The sequence below is a fragment of the Vibrio sp. 1069 genome (genome assembly GCF_033340555.1).
The window spans coordinates 1-506 of the sequence record NZ_JAWOWP010001006.1; the positions used below are offsets into that span (position 1 = coordinate 1).

The following is a 506-nucleotide window of genomic DNA, read 5'->3' on the forward strand; positions in this document are numbered from 1 at the left end:
TACAGATAAAAAAGTCTCTTCAGCCATCGTCATTCAGCCAATTATAGGTGAGCCATCTCGTCCCATTCGTCGTCAGTTAGCAGCTTGTTCAAATCAACAAGGATCAGAAGCTTACCGTCACGGTTGCTTACACCTTGGATGAATTTCGCGCTTTCGTCTGTACCTACAGAAGGCGTAGTGTCGATCTCAGAAGAACGTAGGTAAACCACCTCAGCAACGCTATCTACCAAGATGCCGATAACTTGACGCTCTGATTCGATCACGATGATACGTGTGTTATCAGTTACTTCGCCTTCCATCAAACCGAAGCGTGAACGTGTATCGATAACCGTTACAACGTTACCACGTAGGTTGATGATACCTAGTACGTAATCTGGCGCACCTGGAACTGGAGCAATTTCAGTGTAACGAAGAACTTCACGAACTTGCATTACGTTGATGCCGTACGTTTCTTCTTCTAGTTGGAACGTCACCCACTGAAGAACTTCGTCATTCGATGTATCTTT

At 45.1% G+C, this 506-nt stretch carries 1 protein-coding gene; it reads right to left on the bottom strand.

The genetic code is table 11. The features are described 5' to 3' along the window. Nucleotides 1-41: 41 nt before the first annotated feature. Nucleotides 42-506, bottom strand: a 465-nt coding sequence (locus R7040_RS30295) for a chemotaxis protein CheW (RefSeq protein ID WP_318079524.1), incomplete at its 5' end; no start/stop codon positions are given.